The organism is Thermosporothrix hazakensis, assembly GCF_003253565.1.
Lineage (GTDB): Bacteria > Chloroflexota > Ktedonobacteria > Ktedonobacterales > Ktedonobacteraceae > Thermosporothrix > Thermosporothrix hazakensis.
Genome location: NZ_QKUF01000070.1, coordinates 1 through 4,866, shown reverse-complemented (window position 1 = coordinate 4,866; position 4,866 = coordinate 1). Strand labels below are relative to the sequence as shown.

Below are 4,866 nucleotides of genomic sequence, written 5' to 3'. Positions count from 1 at the left end.
TCCCGGTTCGCTCGCCACTACTACGGGAATCTCGGTTGATTTCTTTTCGTCGGGTTACTGAGATGTTTCAGTTCACCCACTGCCCTCCACCTTGCCTATGGGTTCAGCAAGGGGTATCCAGACATCACTCTGGATGGGTTGCCCCATTCGGATTCTCAGGGCTCATCGCTTGGATGCAGCTCCCCCTGAACGTTTCGCCGGTCTCCGCGTCCTTCATCGGCGTTTGGCACCTGGGCATCCACCTCGTACTCTTATGCGCTTGTCTGTAATCTGTGCTCTCTTGATGATGAGGTGTTCGTGGTCTTTCGGACTGCGTCCTCCTGGATGCAGACCGATGACCTTTTCAGCAAAATTGAAGTAACTACTATTTTCAGTTGTAAGTGTGCTCTGATTTTCTGTTTTCGCTCCGCTCTTAGCGGCGCGAGGATAATAATGCCACACTTTTCATTCCTTGTCAACAGTTTTTTCGCCGAATTTTCAAAAGAGCAGCAAGGAGATGTGCATATTAGCCTGATAGTACCAAATCGACGCGCATGCACACGAGAAATGCGCATGAAACCGCGACGCTTCATCTATAATATATTTGTATTGTTTTTCGCATACTGTGGATTTGTTAGTGTGAAAGGGACCGGTATGTTAGTCAGGAACCCCACGCCTGAAGGCGGGGACTTGTGTGCACAAGTCCAAACCTGACCGGCCTCAAGAGTCACAATCATAGAGATTGACGAGGCCGATATCCTCGCAAACAGTGGCTCGAACGAGCGAGGTTTACCAGAGGAAAGGGGTTCACTCTTTCCTTCCCATGCCTCAAGGCAGGGGGCTCCAGAAGTGGAAGGGTTTTATGAAATACTTTTTCTGGACTGCTTTTGCGGTCTTTCTCGCGGCCTCTATCCCTCATGTGGCCTACTTCTTCGCCTCCTTTGAGCCTTCAAACGGCCCTGAAGGTGTCTGGTGGTGGGCAGTCAGCTACGCGATTGCCATCAGTATTGATGTCACGGTCTACCTGCTCTCCTGGACAGCCTTCCAGCGTTATCGCAAATATCGTACCTGGCGTGCAGTCTGGCAACATTGGCTTCTCATCTTGCTCTGCACCGTGTTCTCGTGGGCAGTTAACTGGGCCTATGCCAAGCAATTTCATAACACCAACATGCTCAGTGCAGCGGAGAGTACCGCCCCCTGGCTTGCCCATGTGTTCCCATTTATGGCCAGCTCATTTCCGCTCCTGGGCATTGTGTACACAATGATGGCAGAGACAATCACGGAAAGCGCGGCCGAGGAAAAACGGAAGAAGACCTTTGTCGGATTGCCAGGCCGACAGGAACCCTACCTTCCGATTGCCAGTCTGCGACGTGCCCTCTCCAGCGGCTCACGCCTGACCGCAGCAGATCTTTTGAGTGGCAAAACAGCGGTGGAAATGGCATCCAGCACCGACGACCTGGAGCCTAACCGCCCCATCACCGGCCATTTTGTTGCAGTTGAAGAGAAGAGCAAGTCACATCGAGAGAAAGAACAGCCCGTCGTCTCGATTCATATGGATAGCGCCCCGGATAAACTGCAAATGACAATAGAAGCGCTAAAAACACAACCAAACATGACAGACGAGGCATTGGCAGAATACCTCTCCCTGAAAAGGCCAGCGAGTGCCCGTTTCTGGCGCTTAAAAGCCATCGAGATTCTGAATGCACCCCAGCATGAACAATTAGCCTCCGCAACCGCATCCACAAAAGTTGTTAGTGGAACTGGCGCGAAAAGATAAACTTGACGTTCATAAAACGTAATGATACAATATTCGGAGTGTGGTGGTGAAGCATGGAACAGGCGAATCATCAATAGAGATGGTGGTGGAACGAAGACACACCTTGACATAGGAAGGGAAAGTGTCATATCCTCCACATGAATGGAAATCAATGTGCATATTCATCTCAGTAACGCGTGTCTGACAGCGTTCACTGAGTTATCCCGTAAGGGAATAGAAAGAAAAGGATGCACGCGTTCTTCCACAGCTTCTTTATGGGCAGAAGAACAAGTGTGTCCCTCCGTTGTTTGCTAACGGTCTGACAATGGTGTCTGATCGTAATACACTCACAGTCTCCGAATATTTAGGGAGGGTTCAATGCCGGCCACGTTTAGTTATGCGAATATTCTGCATGCCATTGGGCAGCTCCTCGACCAACTTGGTGTGAAGAGCTTCGCAATTCGAGAGGAAGAAGATGGCCTCTTCGTTGAGGGGTTTAACAGTGACGGCCAACTCCAGGTACAAATGCGCTACGATGTCGCCAGTCTGTACGAATTGCTGAAACAACAAGAGGAGCCAACAGAAGCAGAGCAGAGTACCGCAGAAGGTGCAGACCTGCTCCGACGATTTTTAGCAGATCATGATCGTTCGTTGGTAGGGTCCATTCGTTAAATCCATCTCTTTTTGCATGCGTTTAATCGAAGAACCGGGGGTCCTCCTCCGGTTCTTGTCTCATCGAGTTTGAAGGGGAGGTCGACAGTTCGTAGGGAGTCAGAGTAGCTTAACAGAGCCATTTCTTCCCGTAGCTACGCATATATTCAATCACAGCAACAAGATCTTGCCCTTTCTCAGTCAGAGAATATTCAACACGGGGCGGCACTTCAGCGAAGGTCCGACGAAGGATGATTCCTTCCTCTTCCAATGAGCGTAGACGCTCCGAAAGAGTCTTCGGACTGATGCCACAAAGTGATCGTTCTAACTGATTAAACCGTTTTACCCCGGTGGCAAGATCCCGGATGATTAAAAGGGTCCATTTCCCGCTGATAATTTCAGCAGTGCGGGCAACGGGACAGATTGTATCGTCGAGCCGATATTTGGTTCGCTCCATGATGCAAGAAACTCTTTATTCATTGTACTTTCTTAACTTAAAAATATACCATAGCAGGGATGCAAAGTAAAGTTTGACCTCTCGACTTTGCAAATAAAGTATGATATGCTCATAGTATTAGGATTGACTGCAAGGTTGTCCGAGCACCTGAACAATCTTAAATCTTGGCCTGCGCGGTTTCTCCTAATGAGAGGAGAAGGTTGTGCCCGAAGATATTGCTTTATTCATTGATTTTGAGAACATACGTTATAGTATGCTAAATATTCAGCGACGGGAACCCGATCCACAAGAATTAATAGCTGTGGCCCGTCGCTATGGGACAGTTATGGTTGCGCGTGCCTATGCGGACTGGTCTCGACAACCGGAGCCATTTAAAGGAAGCCTGACCGCGGCGATGATCGATCGCGTCGACTGCCCGGCAAAGCAACGAGACCGCATACGTGTGGGATCCGTTCATCATACCTCGGGAACTCCCACCGGATCTCTTGGTTCTTCAGGCTTTCTTCCGGATTCAAGAGGGTGGTCCGGCAACACTGGGGCACTTCCCGCCATTAAACCGAACTACGTCCCTCAGAATGGGTGGTCAGCGGATACTGATCCCTCTCTCTCGCTTCCCCAGGATTATGATTCAAACCTCCAGGGAGACGAGCAAAGCCCAGAGGAGAATGGCTCTGACTACCAGAATCGTGACCTGTATCGTCAGTCTTTCTATCAGCGTTCTTGTGATTCTAATCAACCTACTGGTCCTTTAGGGCAGAGTAGTATTACCGGACCGTTAGGATATCCATCTCAGCATTCTTCAGGCAATACTGGTCACATGCCTGCTATCACTCCGGGCAATACCATTGTGCAGAGCACGGTGGTGCAAAGCACGGTTGACCTGAATATGTTAATGGATATCATTGAAACTGTCTTTGACCGTCCTTCAATCACTACTTTCGTTTTGATGACCGGTGATAAAGATTTCACTCGTATTAGTGCTCGTTTAAAGTTACGTCTAAATAAAACTGTTATAGTCGTTGGTATTCCAGGAACCGTCAGCCGAGATCTTATAAGCAGCGCCAATCAATTTGTACCTTTGGTTCCAGGTGGCTCAGGTTCAAGTGGTATCTCTGGTAATACAGGTGCTCTTCCCGTACCCAATTTCTCTACTGGTAATACAGGTGCTATGCCTGCTATCAACTATTCTATGGGTGGGTCTCAGTTCCAACAATCTCCTTATGGAGCGCCACCAATCGATGTACTCGATCCTCAGTTCTTACAATTCCTTGATTACATCGATCGCCATTGGTCGTGGCGCACGATTATAGGAGTATCAAATTTTATCGGAGATCCCGTCAATCCTAAGAACCGTTTTCGTGGTCGCCTTACCCGAGAATCTGCCCGCGAATTGCTGAATGCGTGTATTCAGCAGGGTATATTGCTCGTTCAAACAGATCCAACTGGTGCCGAGGATCTGCGTCTCAATCGCCAGCATCCTGGCGTCGAAGAGATTCTCAAACAATTTGTTCGCTAGGTCGCTTAAAGACAGCAGAAAGCGACCCCAGAGGTTATAGATACTACCTCTTCCCGCTCATCATCGAGCAGTTGAGGAAGCTCCCTGACCCCTGGGGTCGCTTACCCATATTCTTACACCTGTTCTTTTCGCACCCGCTATACATGCTCCTCCGGCCCGTACCGGTGTGGCATGTCTTGTATGCGTATTTCTCTAGAGGAGGTTTCTCTATGGAAGAGTCACGTGTGGCCTTTCTCCGTCGCCTCATTTCTAGCCCTAGCCCTTCTGGCTTCGAGCAGCCCGCTCAGGCGACTGTCCGCGAGGAAATCAAGCACTACACCGATGAGATCAGAACCGACATTCACGGGAACGCGATCGCCTCGCTCAATGGGCAGGGTGCTCCCCGGGTCATGCTTGAGGCTCACTGCGACGAGCTCGGTTTCCTCATCCGCTATATCGATGAGAACGGTTTCCTGTATTTCGCTCCTGTTGGCGGCTTTGATCCTTCCACCCTTCCCGGCAACCGCG

4 protein-coding genes, 1 rRNA gene and 1 pseudogene are annotated in these 4,866 nt (G+C 49.7%); 4 read left to right on the top strand and 2 right to left on the bottom strand.

The annotated features are described in order from the left end of the window. A 23S ribosomal RNA gene (locus EI42_RS31600) occupies positions 1 to 265 on the bottom strand; the annotation flags it as partial. 576 nt (positions 266 to 841) lie between these two features. Here EI42_RS31600 and EI42_RS31595 point away from each other — a divergent pair. After that, positions 842 to 1,756: a hypothetical protein gene (locus EI42_RS31595; protein ID WP_111326944.1), complete on the top strand. Its 915-nt coding sequence runs from the start codon at positions 842 to 844 to the stop codon at positions 1,754 to 1,756. Positions 1,757 to 2,113: 357 nt separating this feature from the next. Continuing rightward, the gene (locus tag EI42_RS31590; RefSeq protein WP_111326942.1) at positions 2,114 to 2,407 is read left to right on the top strand and encodes a hypothetical protein; all 294 of its coding nucleotides are present in this window, start codon (positions 2,114 to 2,116) and stop codon (positions 2,405 to 2,407) included. 109 nt (positions 2,408 to 2,516) lie between these two features. Here the strand turns inward: EI42_RS31590 and EI42_RS31585 are convergent, their stop codons facing one another. Beyond that, positions 2,517 to 2,843, bottom strand: coding sequence for a winged helix-turn-helix transcriptional regulator (locus tag EI42_RS31585; protein WP_111326940.1), 327 nt, complete (start codon positions 2,841 to 2,843; stop codon positions 2,517 to 2,519). 202 nt (positions 2,844 to 3,045) lie between these two features. On the opposite strand from EI42_RS31585, the gene EI42_RS31580 reads away from it, so the two are divergent. Together EI42_RS31580 and EI42_RS31575 are read left to right on the top strand one after the other, a co-directional pair. Further along, positions 3,046 to 4,359 carry an NYN domain-containing protein gene (locus EI42_RS31580; protein ID WP_111326938.1) on the top strand — a complete coding sequence of 438 codons (1,314 nt, stop codon included), beginning with the start codon at positions 3,046 to 3,048 and terminating at the stop codon, positions 4,357 to 4,359. 209 nt (positions 4,360 to 4,568) lie between these two features. After that, positions 4,569 to 4,866 (top strand): annotated as a pseudogene (locus EI42_RS31575) (M42 family peptidase); the annotation flags it as partial.

Bases quoted from the DNA above. Each gene is read 5' to 3' on its own strand.
- EI42_RS31590 (WP_111326942.1), top strand. From the start codon at position 2,114: ATGCCGGCCACGTTTAGTTATGCGAATATTCTGCATGCCATTGGGCAG.
- EI42_RS31595 (WP_111326944.1), top strand. From the start codon at position 842: ATGAAATACTTTTTCTGGACTGCTTTTGCGGTCTTTCTCGCGGCCTCT.
- EI42_RS31585 (WP_111326940.1), bottom strand. From the start codon at position 2,843: ATGGAGCGAACCAAATATCGGCTCGACGATACAATCTGTCCCGTTGCC.